Genomic DNA, 14,900 nt, shown 5'->3' on the forward strand with positions numbered 1-14,900 from the left:
GGAAAGATGTCTGCATGGGTTTTTACGTTTACTTTTATACACAGAGGAGAAATACAGCATGAATCAAAAAAATTGGGGTTTTTGGATCTTAACAATGTTCGTCGTTGGAAATATGGTCGGAGGCGGCATCTTCATGCTCCCAGCCAATCTAGCAAAAGTAGCAAGTCCAACAGGAGCCACACTAGCCTGGCTGTTGACAGGGTTCGGAGTGCTGATGATTGCGCTCGTATTCGGTAATCTCGCCATCCGCAAACCGGAATTGAAGACAGGTCCGCAAAGCTATGCGCAGGCATTCTTCAAATCACCGAAGGCAGGCAAAATTGCAGGCTATGCGGTTGCTTGGGGATATTGGGCAGCTAACTGGGCAGCGACTGCGTCTGTCATCATATCATTTGCCGGCTATATGTCTACCTTCTTTCCAATCATGGTCAGTGAAAAAATCATCTGGTCAGCAGGTGCATTCACGCTTGAGTTAGGGAAGCTCTTAACATTCGCCGTCTGCTCAATCATGCTTTGGGGTATTCAATACATTCTTGTCCAAAGCTTCAATAGTGCCGGCAGATTGAATTTACTCGCCACCATCACTAAGGTGATTGGTTTCACCTTATTCATTGTCGCAACTATCTTTATCTTTGACTCAGCCAATCTGCTGAACGGCAAAGATTTCATCACGGCTGATGGAACAAGCAGCAACCTGCTCGGACAATTAAACGGAGCTGCGATTGCGACCCTGTGGGCCTTCATTGGCGTTGAAGCAGCCGTTATGCTCTCCAACAGGGCTAAATCACAATCAGATGTTAAAAAAGCCACTATCACAGGCTTGATTATCGCTATTGCCATCTATGTTGGCATCACCTTATTGACAATGGGTGCCCTTTCTCAAGAGGAGCTTCAGCAATCACAAAAGCCGCTTGTTGATGCCCTTCAGGTTGCCATCGGCACGAAGGGAGCCTATATCCTGGCAGGACTTGCCCTCGTTTCCCTTTTCGGTTCAACTGTCGGTTGGATCGTGGTCAGTTCAGAGGTGCCTTATCAAGCAGCAAGGGCTAATCTGTTCCCAACTGCATTTGCCAAAACAAATAAAAAAGGAAGTCCAGTATTCTCTTTAACGGTGACCAATCTATTAACGCAATTTTTCTTGTTCGCAACCATCTCAGGCACAATCATGGAAGCCTACCAATTTGCGATGGTGGTCGCGACACTAGCATACTTGATTCCCTATTTGGTCTCTGTCATTTATCAGTTGAAACTGGTCATCACAGGTGAAACGTATGAGAATCGGCAGCGTTCACGCAGAATCGACACCATCATCACGGTACTAGCCTTGATTTACTCTCTTTGGGTTATTAAAACAGGCACAGCTGACTTAAAGACCTTCTTCCTAGGCATTGGACTTTTCGGATTAGGGCTTGTCTTATATCCGTTCCTAATGAAAAAGAAACCAACTCGATAAATCTTTATGAAAGGAGCCATCCCCAGATTGGATGGCTCCTTTTTTTATTTTCATTAGGTATTTAATCACGATATCTATACTCTTACCCAGAACTATTTCACCGTTTTTTGGAAAATTAGAGGAATTGTGACAATTAACTTCGAATATTAACATTCTGAATTCAACAAAAAAAATTAGGGGGAATTGATTTGCGTGCAAAACCATTATTAACTGCCGCCTTTGCTGCCGCCTTGACACTCACTACCTGGGCACCTGGAGCAATGACAAAGCAAGCATTTGCTGATACAGCTGCCTCCAGTGAAAAAACGCACGAGCATGTATCCGGACCATTCGACCGTAGCATCGCCAATGAGGAACGCTTAATTAAGATGCTTAAAAAGGAAGGGTATATCAAGAAAAACGCCTCTAAGAAAGAGGAGCAAGCCCAGCTGGATAAGTACTTGAAAAACAAGGAGAAAAGCCTAAAAAAGGATAACTCCAAAGAATTCGATAAAGAAAGAAAAGCCCTTCAAAAGAAACTGGATAAGAAAAAAGGCAAAGGCTCCAAAGGAAAAGGGAAAGACCCTGACAACAAACCAATCCAGTCTGTAAAAGAGGAAAAATACCGCGGGGATGTACAAGAAGATAAAGTACTAGTCCTAGCCATTGAGTTCCCTGATTATGCCCGTAATAATGTACGTCCAGAGGACTCTGATATGTATTATAAAGATTATCCAAACGAACATTACGAGGATATGGTTTTCGGCAAAAAAGGCTATAAGGGACCAAACGGAGAAAAACTTATCTCTATGAAACAATACTATGAACAGCAATCGGGCGGAAGCTATACCGTTGACGGCGAAGTTGCCGGCTGGTATCAAGCCAAGTATCCTGCTGCTTACTACGGAGGCAACGTTCCAACTCCTGACGGCAGTGACCAAAATCCGCGTGACCTTGTCAAAGAAGCACTTGAAGCAGCAGCGCTGGACCCGAACATTGATTTATCCGAATATGACCAAGAGGACCGCTATGACCTTGATGGCGACGGAAACACACGCGAGCCGGACGGCATGGTTGACCACTTAATGATCATCCACTCTGGTGTCGGTGAAGAAGCTGGCGGCGGAACACTTGGCGGAGATGCTATTTGGTCTCACCGCTGGAACCTAGGAAAAGTATTCCCAATTGAAAACACGGAAACAGACGTAGAATACTGGAATGGCAAAATGGCCGCTTATGATTACACCATCATGCCAATCGACGGAGCAGCCGGCGTATTCGCCCATGAATATGGACATGATCTTGGCCTGCCGGATGAATATGACACGCAATACAGCGGACAAGGCGAGGCTGTTGCTTACTGGTCCATCATGGCAAGCGGTTCTTGGGCAGGTAAGATTCCAGGTACAGAGCCAACCGGATTCAGCCCATATGCTAAAGAATACCTGCAAAGCAAACAAAACAGCAACTGGCTAAAATATGAAGAAATAGACATTGCGGACCTAAACAAAAAGGGCACACAATATTTGCTTGACCAAGCCAATTCAAAGGGCACGAATTTGGATGCCTTGAAAATCAATTTGCCGGATAAACTGACAAAGGTAAATACGCCATACAGCGGACAATATGAGTACTATAGCGGCAAAGGCAATAACCTGGATAATTCCATGTCAACAGCCCTTGATTTGACAGGTAAATCATCCGCTCAATTATCCTTTAAAATCTGGTATCAAATTGAACAAGACTGGGATTACGGCTCCATTCAAGTAAAAGAAAGCGGCAGCAGCACTTGGGAGACCATTCCTGGCAACATCACCACTACAGCAAATCCGTATAACCAAAACCCAGGGAACGGAATCACTGGCACATCAAATGGATGGGTTGACGGAATTTTCGACCTCTCTGCCTATGCCGGTAAGAAAATTGACCTTCGTTTCAACTACTGGACAGATGTCGCAGCCATTGACGTCGGCTACTACGTAGACGATATCGTAATCACAGCTGATGGCACACAAATTTTAGCTGATAATGCAGATGGAGCGAATTCTTCCTTTACCTTTGCAGGATTCAAGAAAGATGAAGGTAAATTCGCAAGCGATCACTACTACCTAGTAGAATGGAGAAACCATAAAGGTGTCGACACTGGACTTGCGAACATTAAACGCGGCAAATCCCTTATGAAATATGACGGCGGCATGGTCGTATGGTATGTCGATGACAGCTATTCTGACAACTGGACAGGTAAACATCCAGGAGAAGGCTATCTAGGAGTCGTGGACGCTGACCAAGGAGCCATCAAATGGAGTGATAACTCAATCGCAGCAACACGCTACCAAATTCACGATGCTGCGTTCCGCTTAACCAAACCAGACAAAATGTTCATCGATTACACAAGCCTTACTGGCTTAACCATGACAGACAATGACACAAAAGCCTACCCTATCTTCGACGACAGCAAAAACTACCTTAATCCGCATCTTCCTGATGCTGGACGAAACGTCCCGACATACGGTCTCAAGATCGAGGTCGTCAACCAAAGCAAAGACCACTCCGTTGGTAAGATTGTCGTAAAGAAAAATTAATGAAAAAACACCCGGTGCTGATGATGGCACCGGGTGTTTTTCTGCTAGAATGGCTTTCTATATCATCTCAGCAGGCAATAGGTAAAATCAAAATGGCGTAATTCGAGAGGTTTTTGCAGGCAATCTTCAGGGTCAACTCCTGTTCTTAGGGTGCTGGATATCCCAAGGGCTAAGGCTTTGGCCACTCGAAATCCAACCATTCCCCAAGTGATTGCGCCCATAAAAAAACCGCCCCGCAAATCCTTTCATTAGGATTTACAGAGACGGTCTTAGCCAGCCATTAATCTTTTTTCAAGAACTCCTCAAGCGATTGTAAGGCTTGTTCTTCATCACTGCCATCTGCCGCCAGGGTAATGGTGCTGCCGCTGCTGATGGCCAGGCTCATTAAGCCCATAATACTCTTTACGTTAACTTTCTTATCTCCTTCTATGATGTAAATCTCGGAAGAAAAGCTGCTTGCCTTCTGTACAAACTGTGCTGCAGGTCGGGCTTGAAGGCCCGTTTTTAAATGGACTGTTACTTGTTTTTCAACCATGACATAATCCTCCCTATCGACAGTTATCTGTTTATTAGTGAAGCCTAATTACTTATTTTGAATCACCGGCTCTTAACTTTTCTGCGATTTCATCAATTTTGCGAAGTCGATGATTAATGCCTGATTTACTGATTTTAGCGCCTGAGACCATATCTCCGAGCTCTTTCAGGGTAACATCCTGATATTCGACACGAAGTCTGGCAATCTCACGTAATTTATCCGGAAGGACATCAAGTCCGACCGTGCTCTCTATATATCTTATATTCTCAACTTGGCGCAGCGACGCACCAATTGTTTTATTCAAGTTCGCGGTCTCGCAATTCACTAAGCGATTGACCGAATTTCTCATATCACGCACAATACGGATATCTTCAAATTTCAATAGGGCATTATGCCCGCCGATAATATTGAGGAACTCAGAGATTTTCTCTGCTTCCTTCAAATACGTAATGAACCCCTTTTTCCTCTCCAGCGTCTTGCTTTTCAATCCAAATGAATTCATTAATTCACATAGAGCGTCATTATGCTCTTTATATAAAGATGAGATTTCAAGGTGATAAGAAGATGTTTCCGGATTATTCACCGAACCTCCAGCAAGGAATGCTCCACGCAAGTACGAACGCTTGCAGCATTTCTTCTCAATGAGGCTTTCCGAAATATTGTGCACCATGGAAAATCCATCTTCAATGATATTTAAGTCCGTTAATACTTCCTTTGCTTTCTCGGCGAAACGGACAATATATACGTTATTTTTCTTTAGTTTCATCTTTTTCCGTACGAGCAGTTCAACCTGAAGATCATACATCTTCTTCAGCAATGTATAAATCCTTCTGGCTATCGCTGCATTTTCGGTTTGGACATCTACAACAAGATGGCGGTTTGAAAAGGATAAGGATCCGTTCATGCGAATCAGCGCGGATAGTTCTGCCCGAGCACAACACTCTTTAACCTCTAAGTTCGTCAGCTCTTTCTTCGTTTCCGACGCAAACGACATCCTTTTTCCACCTCTATCTTTTTACGACATGCTTATTAGCTATTGATACTACTGACTTTCAAATCTCTTTCATTTATTAAATCATATATAATCGATGCGACTGCGACTGTATCATGGCGTACTCGATTATGATGAATGGAAACAATATTTTCTTTTATGACACGAACACCCATCTTCTCCAGCCGATTGATGTCAAAAATAACAGGCTGTGCATACTCCTCTTTATACTTCAATTTCAAGTGAGGAGGAATCTCTTCCTTGTTAACAAGGATTGTATCTACGCACTGGGAACCGAGATGCTCATTGATTACCTTCAAATGGTCACTTGCCGTATAGTTCAGCGTCTCTCCGGCCTGAGTCATCAAATTGCAAATGTACACCTTTGCTGCATTTGAGTTTGCAATCTCCTCTGCAATTGAAGGGACGACAAGATTAGGGAGTATGCTTGTATACAAACTGCCTGGCCCCATCAAGATCATATCTGCATTGCGGATGGCCTGCAGCGTTTCCGCCGGCGGCTCAATCTCTTCCGGGCTGAGAAATACTCGCTTGATCCGCTTGCCTGAATACGGAATTTTGGACTCACCGGTCACAACCTCCCCATCATCAAGCTCTGCATGCAAAATGACACTTTGATTCGCAGAAGGCAATACCTGCCCTTTCACATTTAATACCTTGCTCATCTCTTGGATTGCATGAACAAAATCACCCGTAATGGAGGTCATCGCAGCAAGGATGAGATTGCCAAGGGCGTGCCCGCTCAAATGGTCCGCATTATCGAAGCGGTGCTGGAACATTTGCTCAATGAGCGGCTCGACTTCAGACATCGCAGCGAGAACATTCCGAATGTCCCCTGGAGCCGGGATATCAAGTTCATCGCGAAGACGGCCTGAACTGCCTCCATCATCCGCTACCGTAACAATTGCTGTAATATCAACCGGATAGGTCTTCAATCCGCGAAGCAGTACAGGTAATCCTGTACCGCCCCCGATGATTGCTATCCTAGGTTGTCTTAACTTGGACGTCATCTGTGTGTACCTTCCTTTTATTGATATCCCGATGCGTAACTCTCGTATCATATTCATTCTTGTAGCGGTTGCCAAGGAATTCAGCAAGGGTAACAGAGCGATGCTGGCCCCCTGTACATCCAACAGCAATGACGAGCTGCGCCTTGCCCTCGCGCTTATACTGCGGAATCATGAAATCAAGCAAATCTACCCACTTCTCAATAAACTTCTGTGTTTCATTCCATTTCAGGACATAGGAGGATACCTCATTGTCCAATCCTGTCATCGGGCGCATATGCTCAATGTAGAATGGATTTGGCAGGAAGCGAACATCAAACACAAGATCGGCATCAATCGGCAGCCCATGCTTAAACCCGAAGGACATCACATTGATTGTGAAGGATACCTGATGGTTGACCGCGAATTCCTTTGAAATCTTCTCCCGTAATTCGCGCGGCTTCAATTCAGAGGTGTTGTAAATACTTTGAGAACGTCCTTTTAACTCCTCAAGCAAATCCCGCTCAAGACGAATACCCTCAAGCGGCAGTCCTGATGGAGCAAGCGGATGTGTCCTTCTTGTTTCCTTGTATCTTCTGACAAGCACATCATCATCTGCATCGAGGAATAAAATCTCTGGAACAAAAGTCTTGGAGTCATTCAAATCATCAAGAGCCTTAAATAGGTGGTCAAAAAAGTCCCGGCCTCTCAAGTCCATGACGACAGCCACTTTGTTCATCTTCTTCCCTGAGTCCTCCATTAATTCCAGGAATTTCGGAAGCAGTGTCGGCGGCAGATTATCCACACAGAAGAAGCCAAGATCTTCAAAGCTCTGGATGGCAACTGTCTTACCTGCTCCGGACATTCCCGTTATAATGACTAATCGGTGGTCCACTATTTCATTCTCCACTTTCTTATCTTCCATTTCTACTCCCCGTTTCTCTCTAGCTTATAATCGATGAGCTCCGAATCCTCCGTATAACGGAAGGTCCCCATCAACACGCCCGTTCCCTCTATCAGGTGATTCATGATATGACGGTCTCCTTCAGCCATTGGCAAAGACGGAATATCAGAAAGGGCGTGCCACTCGAGCCTGCCTTCCTCTGTCTCCACCAATGCCTGTCCTTCAGCTTCTCTCGCACAGAAAGAGAAAAGCATCCATTCATTCACGATTTCTTCTCCTCGAACGATCACCATTGTAAAAATCCCCTTCAATACGGGATTGCTGATTCGTAAATTCGTTTCTTCATAATACTCCCGAACGACAGAGTCTCGAATGGATTCACCGGTCTCCATCTTACCGCCGGGGGCAACCCACCAATTTCTTCGCGGCTTCTGAAGCATTAAAGCCATGTCATCCTTTATATATAAACAATTGGTTACTCTTTGCATTCCATTCACCTCATGATTACCAACAGAAGCATATAATTATTTGGTCTATCCCCATTATACTATTTTCCCTACGCCTGAACAATGTGAGTAAAACGTACATAAACGCTCACCAAATTGAAATATTTTTCGACAAAAACAAAAAAGGGGCACAGGTCTAAAACCTGTGCCAAAAGTATATAAAAGGGGGTCAATTTCTATTTTAATTCTACCCCAATTTTGTTGCGCTTATATTACAGCAGCGTTAAGTAAAGATGACGATTTGTAAATTATTTCTTATTTTGCTTTTTCCTTCAATTTATCCATCAGCTCTTCCACATAATGCTGTGCAGACTGTGCAGCAATACTGCCATCGCCTGTAGCTGTTACGATTTGGCGCAATTGTTTTTCGCGAACATCGCCCGCTGCGAAAATTCCTGGAATCTTCGTTTCCATGCGGTCATTCGTTTCAATATAGCCATTTGCATTTGTAATGCCAAGGCTTTGGAATGGTTTTGTAAGTGGAAGCATACCAATATAGATAAACACACCATCAGCTGGAAGCTCTGTTTCAGCTCCATCAACTGTGGAAATCAATGTTACACTGCCTACCTTTCCATCCTTTTCATTGATGGATTTAAGGGTAGAATTCCAAATAAAATCTACCTTTTCATTCGCAAATGCACGATCTTGCAAAATCTTCTGGGCACGAAGCTCATCACGACGATGAACAATCGTTACTTTAGAGGCGAAGCGAGTCAGGTAAACACCCTCTTCAACTGCGGAATCCCCGCCTCCGATAACGAACAGCTCTTTGTTCTTAAAGAAAGCACCGTCACAAACTGCGCAATAAGACACACCGCGTCCGCCAAGCTCCTTCTCGCCTGGAACACCGATTTTCTTATACTCAGCACCTGTAGAGATAATGATGGTACGTGTTTTATATTGCTTAGATCCGGCATCAATGGTTTTGTATTCTTCCCCATCAATGATTTCCTTCACTTCACCGTATGCATATTCTGCACCAAATTTCTTCGCATGCTCAAACATTTTATTGGATAAATCCGGCCCAAGAATGGACTCATATCCAGGATAGTTCTCGACATCCTCTGTATTCGCCATCTGCCCGCCCGGAATTCCCCGTTCAAGCATTAACGTTGATAAATTGGCCCGTGAAGCATAGACAGCTGCTGTCATTCCAGCAGGCCCTGCACCAATGATGACCACATCATAAATTTTATCTTCAGCCATTATGACACACTCCTCACATCATTCTGTATCCCGTTTATATACGAAAGCTACGCTGTTTATTTTATCATGTATTAGCTTATATTAATCGTATAAAACTATACCAGTAGAGTCCATCGATATGCTTATTGCAGCAAACTGGCTACCTGATTCACATATTTCGACAAAGTCGAAACAGATATTCCATGAAGATTAGCGATTTCCTTCTGCGGAATCTTCTCCCCGCGAAGCTTATGCCACTCATACTCAATAGCCGCAGCCCAAGCCTTTGCATTCCTGAACTTCATGCCGTTTTCTTTCCCCTCCACAAAGACGGAAAACCACAGCAAATAAAGCCCTGACTCAATCAAACGCACCGGACGATGGCGCTCATATAACAGCTCAGCCACCTCGCCTCCAAAGAAGACCGTCGGATCAGCAAACTCAATGCTCTTCTTATAAAGCAGCTCCTCCTGCTGGAACTTCTCATTCTCCAAATACATCGGGTGGTGCTTAATCATCGGCAGCGCCTTCGAGCGGCTCGATAAAAACAAACCAAATAGACGCTCCTCCGGATAATCACTATCAAGCTTCTTCAAAATCGTCGGCGCATGCTCCTCAAAGCTCGTCTCGAACTCCTCTGCCAGCTCGCCCCACGGCTCAAGCCCCTCCTTATCAGGACTTAAAACCTCAACCTTCTTCCAAGCCTTGCGAGCAGTCTCGACCTTCCCAATCTGATAAGCAGACTTACTCAGCCAATAATAAAAGGTTCCATCACCCTCATAGCCCTTCTTCTGCAGCACACGAAGCCACTGATAAGCCTCCTCATAAAAGCCCGTCAACGCAAACGTCGCCCCAAGCTTCAACAAATGCTCATCCAAAAACGGCCTCACCTTCCGAAGCAGCTCATACACCTCACGCACTTTCTCATCCCGCATCTGATAATGGTAAAAAACCATCCCATTGCAAAGCGCGTGCAAATTCCCCGGATTCTTCTCAAGCACCCGGTCCAGCGTATCAAACGCCTCATCAGCCTTTCCAACATAAAAATACGCCAGAGCCAGATTATTATACGCTGACCAAAACTCCGGATACGTATCAATCATATCCTCAAGCCTCTCGACTGCCTTCACAAAATTACCCGCCTCCAGCAATTTCCGAGCCTCATCCTGGCGCATCATCAAATCATCCTGATACTCAAGCGTCTCCTCAGTTTCATCTGTCTCAAACGTAATCAAATCAAGCAAATCCTCAGCATCCTCGCTGAACTCGCCAAACTCATCCCGCTCCAAATACTCATTCGCATGCTTATAAGCCTCCTTAAACAAGCCCATATGCGCGAAATTATTAGCCAGCAAGTAATGGCACTCTGTCATAAACGGATCAAGATCCTGTAATATATTCAAAAGCAGCTGGTTCGAAAACTGATACTCACCCAGCTCCGTACAAATCACCGCAAGCTGACAAGCAATCATCGGCTCATCCGGCTCCAGCTGAAACGCACGATTCATGTATTTTTTCGCTTTATATAAATCCCTGCGCTGAAAAGCCTTAATTCCTTTCGTAAAATAAAACTCTCCAGTCGGGTTAAATGACACAACTTTAGCATTGTTTACCCAATTAGAATTTTTCCCCATCTAGTCCTCCAAAAGACTTATTGTTTAACCCATAAATTATACCATATTCGGAGAGTTATAGAAAGAGAGGCGGGCTGGGGAAGGGATTGAATAGTGATGGGCGGCGGGGGAGATGGGGCATGTTATTTTGGTGGTTTTTGGCTGTTATTTGTCCACCCTTTGCCCATCCTTCCTATGCCTTGCCTGGGACTAGGGTGGGCGGTGCCTGGCTTCTCCCATGCTTTGTCCACCTTTTGTCCACACTTCCTATACCTTGCATGGGGATAGGGTGGGTTTTCTCTGACGATTCCCACCTTTTGTCCACCTTTTCCCCACCCTTCCTATGCCTTGCATGGGAATAGGGTGGGGATTGCCTGGCTTCTCCCATGCTTTGTCCACCCTTTCCCCACCCTTCCTATGCCTTGCCTGGGACTAGGGTGGGCGGTGCCTGGCTTCTCCCATGCTTTGTCCACCCTTTCCCCACCCTTCCTATGTCTTGCATGGGATTAGGGTGGGGATTGCCTGGCTTCTCCCATGCTTTGTCCACCCTTTCCCCACCCTTCCTATGCCTTGCATGGGATTAGGGTGGGGATTGCCTGGCTTCTCCCATGCTTTGTCCACACTTTCCCCACCCTTTCTATGTCTTGCATGGGATTAGGGTGGGGATTGCCTGGCTTCTCCCATGCTTTGTCCACCCTTTCCCCACCCTTCCTGTGCCTTGCATGGGATTAGGGTGGGCTTTCTCTGACGATTCCCACCTTTTGTCCACCCTTTCCCCACCCTTCCTATGCCTTGCATGGGATTAGGATGGGCTTTCTCTGACGATTCCCACCCTTTGTCCACCCTTTCCCCACCCTTTCTATGCCTTGCATGGGAATAGGGTGGGCGGTGCCTGGCTTCTCCCACACTTTGTCCACACTTTCCCCACCCTTCCTGTGCCTTGCATGGGATTAGGGTGGGGATTGCCTGGCTTCTCCCATGCTTTGTCCACCCTTTCCCCACCCTTCCTGTGCCTTGCCTGGGAATAGAGTGGGCGGTGCCTGGCTTCTCCCATGCTTTGTCCACCCTTTGCCCACCCTTCCTATGTCTTACATGGGATTAGGGTGGGGATTGCCTGGCTTCTCCCACACTTTGTCCACACTTTCCCCACCCTTCCTATGCCTTGCCTGGGACTAGGGTGGGCGGTGCCTGGCTTCTCCCACACTTTGTCCACACTTTCCCCACCCTTCCCTATACCTTGCATGGGACATAGGTGGGAATCACCCGGTTCTCCACACATCTGCTCATAAAAAAGCAGGCAAAGCCTGCCCTCCTCCATCCAAAAAAAAGACTCCAAAGGCAATCAGCCTTTAAAGTCTTTGTTCTGGCTTTTATCTGCATGTCGTTCGCGCAGGTTTTTCTCAATTTCGGAGTATGGCAAACCTTGTTCACGCAGCAGGACGAGGACATGGAAGAAGAGATCAGATACTTCCCATTTCAGTTCATTAAGGTCGCGGTTTTTGGCGGCGATGATGACTTCCGCTGCTTCTTCACCGACTTTTTTCAGGATTTTGTCGACGCCTTCCTCGAATAGATAGGTTGTGTAGGAGCCTTCGGGACGCTCCATTTCTCGTGTGGCGATGATACATTCGAGTTCCTTCAAAAAGCTGGCTTCGGTTTCCGGCTCCGCAGATGCTTCTGTCTCTGTTGCTTCGAGCAGCTTTTCTGTGAAGCAGCTGACTGTACCGGTATGGCAGGCGGGACCATTCGGAATGACTTTGACAACGAGGGCATCCTTGTCACAGTCATAGAGAATCTCCTGTACCTTTTGAGTATTTCCGCTTGTTTCCCCTTTATGCCAGAGCTCTTGGCGGGAGCGGCTGTAGAACCAGGTTTCCTTTGTTTCGAGTGTTTTCGCCAAAGAATCCTCATTCATGTAGGCGAGTGTCAGTACTTCCTTTGTATTTGCATCTTGGACGATGGCTGGTACGAGTCCGTTTTCGTCAAATTTCACTTCGTTCATCTCACATGCACTCCTTGTTCTCGCAGTCTGCGTTTCACTTCTTGAACACTCGTTTCTTTGTAATGAAAAATCGATGCAGCAAGCGCGGCATCGGCTTTGCCTTCTGTGAAGACTGGGGCAAAGTCCTCCTTGCCTCCCGCTCCTCCTGAGGCGATGACAGGTACGGTGACCGCTTCACTGACAGTGCGTGTCAACTCGAGGTGGAACCCGCTTTTTTCTCCATCCTTATCCATGCTTGTGAGAAGGATTTCCCCAGCTCCCAGAGCAACAGCATGCTTGGCCCATTCGACCGCATCTAGTTCTGTCGGCTTACGTCCGCCATGCGTATAGACGCGGAAGCCTCCAAATTCAGGGTCGTATTTAGCATCAATCGCAAGAACGATGCATTGATTGCCAAAGTAAGCAGCCCCTTCTGCGATTAGCTGAGGACGCAGAACAGCTGCCGTGTTAACGGATACTTTATCTGCTCCGGAGCGGAGAATAATCCTCATATCATCAACCGTATTAATCCCGCCGCCAACTGTAAATGGAATGCTTAGGACAGAGGCTGCCTTTTCCACAACCTCCACCATCGTTTTCCGTCCCTCATGAGAGGCGGAGATGTCGAGGAATACGAGCTCGTCCGCTCCCTGGTCATCATACATTTGCGCTAGTTCAACCGGGTCGCCGGCATCCTGCAATCCGAGGAACTGGATTCCTTTGACGACACGGCCTTCTTTTACATCCAGGCAGGGAATGATACGCTTCGTTATCATGCTTTTCCCTCCGCTTCCAATAAGGCTTCCGAGAGTGTGAATCGATTTTCGTACAAGGCTTTGCCGATAATGACCCCTTCAATCCCGTCAGCTTGATGATCCTTCAATGATGCAATATCTTCAAGACGGCTCATTCCGCCTGAGGCAATCACCTTTTTACCGGTAATACGGGCCAATTCAGCCGTCGCACTCACATTTGGTCCACTCAGCATGCCATCATTGGCAATATCGGTAAAGATAAACCATTCTGCCCCCTTATCGGCAAAATACTTGCCTAAATCGAGCACGCTCCAATCACTCGTTTCAAGCCAACCATCTGTTGCGACCTTCCCGCTCTTGCCATCCAAGCCAATCGCGATTTGCCCGGGGTATTTACGAATCATTTCTTCTGCAAAAGCTGGTTCCCGGACAGCCACGCTTCCTAAAATCACGCGGGCGACACCATTCTCCAAATAATGCGCCACTTGCTTCTCACTGCGGATTCCGCCGCCGATTTGGATGGAGACTCCCGCTAATTCCTTCGCCGCCTTCAAAACAGATGCATCATTTACAAGCGAGCCTTCCTTTGCGCCATCAAGGTCGACCATATGAATCCATGAAGCACCCATTTTCGCAAAAGACTTTGCCATTTCAAACGGTGAATCCCCATATACAGTTTCTTGATCATAATCTCCCTGCAGCAGCCGAACACAACGGCCGCCCCTCATATCAATCGCAGGGTAGATGGTAAATGTCTTTATCATTGGACAAGCCTCTCCTTCTCTTCTACCAGCTTGATGTAATTTTGGAGCAGCGCTTTTCCCATCTGACCGCTTTTCTCTGGGTGAAATTGCATGCCCATCACATTCCCGAGACCAACAATGCCCGGCACCTCCACATCATAGGAGGCAGAGGCCAGCAGCTCGGAGGTTTTCTCGATCTCCGCATAATAGGAATGGACAAAATAGACATAGTCCTCTTCCAGCCTAGCAAGCAATGGGTGCTCCTGATGGAAATGGAGCTTATTCCAGCCCATATGAGGGACTTTATAGGAACGTCCTTCCCGGTCGATCCCAGCGAATTTCACAATATGCCCTTTCAAAAATCCGAGTCCTGTTGAATAGCCGTGCTCATCACTGCTCTCGAATAATAACTGCATGCCGAGACAGATTCCTAAAAGCGGCTTCCCGCTTGTCACGTATTCTTTCAAAAAGAGATCAAGCTTCTGCTCCCTCAGAGCAGCCATTGCATCAGGGAAGGCTCCGACTCCAGGCAGGACAAGCCCTTCACAGGAAGCGAGCACTTCCGGGTCTCCGCTGATGACCGTTTCGGCTCCAAGCCGCTTTAATGCGTTGTTCACGCTGAATAAATTCCCCATACCGTAATCAATAATGCCGATCAATGCA

At 46.4% G+C, this 14,900-nt stretch carries 13 protein-coding genes; 2 read left to right on the plus strand and 11 right to left on the minus strand.

Annotated elements, in window-relative coordinates; all coding sequences use genetic code 11:
* Nucleotides 1–58: 58 nt before the first annotated feature.
* Both ACY8DX_RS19055 and ACY8DX_RS19060 read left to right on the plus strand, forming a co-directional pair.
* Nucleotides 59–1,453 (plus strand): amino acid permease, encoded by a 1,395-nt coding sequence (locus ACY8DX_RS19055; RefSeq protein ID WP_439803173.1) that lies wholly within the window; start codon nucleotides 59–61, stop codon nucleotides 1,451–1,453.
* A gap of 188 nt (nucleotides 1,454–1,641) precedes the next feature.
* Complete coding sequence (locus tag ACY8DX_RS19060) at nucleotides 1,642–4,014, plus strand: immune inhibitor A domain-containing protein (protein WP_462405838.1); 2,373 nt, start codon at nucleotides 1,642–1,644, stop codon at nucleotides 4,012–4,014.
* 280 nt (nucleotides 4,015–4,294) lie between these two features.
* Here the strand turns inward: ACY8DX_RS19060 and ACY8DX_RS19065 are convergent, their stop codons facing one another.
* The 11 genes from ACY8DX_RS19065 to hisH all read right to left on the minus strand — a co-directional run bounded on the left by ACY8DX_RS19065 (nucleotide 4,295) and on the right by hisH (nucleotide 14,896).
* The gene (locus ACY8DX_RS19065) at nucleotides 4,295–4,549 is read right to left on the minus strand and encodes an HPr family phosphocarrier protein (RefSeq protein ID WP_049669507.1); all 255 of its coding nucleotides are present in this window, start codon (nucleotides 4,547–4,549) and stop codon (nucleotides 4,295–4,297) included.
* A 52-nt stretch (nucleotides 4,550–4,601) separates the two neighbouring features.
* Nucleotides 4,602–5,543 (minus strand): DNA-binding protein WhiA, encoded by a 942-nt coding sequence (gene whiA / locus ACY8DX_RS19070; protein ID WP_049669506.1) that lies wholly within the window; start codon nucleotides 5,541–5,543, stop codon nucleotides 4,602–4,604.
* A gap of 35 nt (nucleotides 5,544–5,578) precedes the next feature.
* A complete protein-coding gene (locus ACY8DX_RS19075; RefSeq protein WP_049669505.1) occupies nucleotides 5,579–6,571 on the minus strand; it encodes a gluconeogenesis factor YvcK family protein in 993 nt (330 codons plus the stop codon).
* Nucleotides 6,546–7,472 (minus strand): RNase adapter RapZ, encoded by a 927-nt coding sequence (rapZ, locus tag ACY8DX_RS19080; RefSeq protein ID WP_049669504.1) that lies wholly within the window; start codon nucleotides 7,470–7,472, stop codon nucleotides 6,546–6,548. Before rapZ ends, ACY8DX_RS19075 begins: the two co-directional genes overlap by 26 nt.
* Before the next feature lie 2 nt (nucleotides 7,473–7,474).
* Nucleotides 7,475–7,939 (minus strand): NUDIX hydrolase, encoded by a 465-nt coding sequence (locus tag ACY8DX_RS19085; protein ID WP_049669503.1) that lies wholly within the window; start codon nucleotides 7,937–7,939, stop codon nucleotides 7,475–7,477.
* 273 nt (nucleotides 7,940–8,212) lie between these two features.
* Nucleotides 8,213–9,166 carry a thioredoxin-disulfide reductase gene (trxB, locus tag ACY8DX_RS19090; protein ID WP_462405839.1) on the minus strand — a complete coding sequence of 318 codons (954 nt, stop codon included), beginning with the start codon at nucleotides 9,164–9,166 and terminating at the stop codon, nucleotides 8,213–8,215.
* A 122-nt stretch (nucleotides 9,167–9,288) separates the two neighbouring features.
* Nucleotides 9,289–10,779: a tetratricopeptide repeat protein gene (locus tag ACY8DX_RS19095; protein ID WP_049669501.1), complete on the minus strand. Its 1,491-nt coding sequence runs from the start codon at nucleotides 10,777–10,779 to the stop codon at nucleotides 9,289–9,291.
* 1,321 nt (nucleotides 10,780–12,100) lie between these two features.
* Nucleotides 12,101–12,760 (minus strand): bifunctional phosphoribosyl-AMP cyclohydrolase/phosphoribosyl-ATP diphosphatase HisIE, encoded by a 660-nt coding sequence (hisIE, locus tag ACY8DX_RS19100; RefSeq protein WP_049669496.1) that lies wholly within the window; start codon nucleotides 12,758–12,760, stop codon nucleotides 12,101–12,103.
* Nucleotides 12,757–13,515, minus strand: coding sequence for an imidazole glycerol phosphate synthase subunit HisF (gene hisF / locus ACY8DX_RS19105; RefSeq protein ID WP_462405840.1), 759 nt, complete (start codon nucleotides 13,513–13,515; stop codon nucleotides 12,757–12,759). Before hisF ends, hisIE begins: the two co-directional genes overlap by 4 nt.
* Nucleotides 13,512–14,258, minus strand: a complete 747-nt coding sequence (gene hisA, locus ACY8DX_RS19110; RefSeq protein ID WP_439802492.1) for a 1-(5-phosphoribosyl)-5-[(5-phosphoribosylamino)methylideneamino]imidazole-4-carboxamide isomerase — start codon at nucleotides 14,256–14,258, stop codon at nucleotides 13,512–13,514. The genes hisF and hisA overlap by 4 nt, the downstream gene beginning before the upstream one ends.
* Nucleotides 14,255–14,896 carry an imidazole glycerol phosphate synthase subunit HisH gene (gene hisH, locus ACY8DX_RS19115; protein ID WP_049669493.1) on the minus strand — a complete coding sequence of 214 codons (642 nt, stop codon included), beginning with the start codon at nucleotides 14,894–14,896 and terminating at the stop codon, nucleotides 14,255–14,257. Before hisH ends, hisA begins: the two co-directional genes overlap by 4 nt.
* Nucleotides 14,897–14,900: the final 4 nt, after the last annotated feature.

It is taken from the genome of Gracilibacillus sp. Marseille-QA3620 (assembly GCF_054950035.1).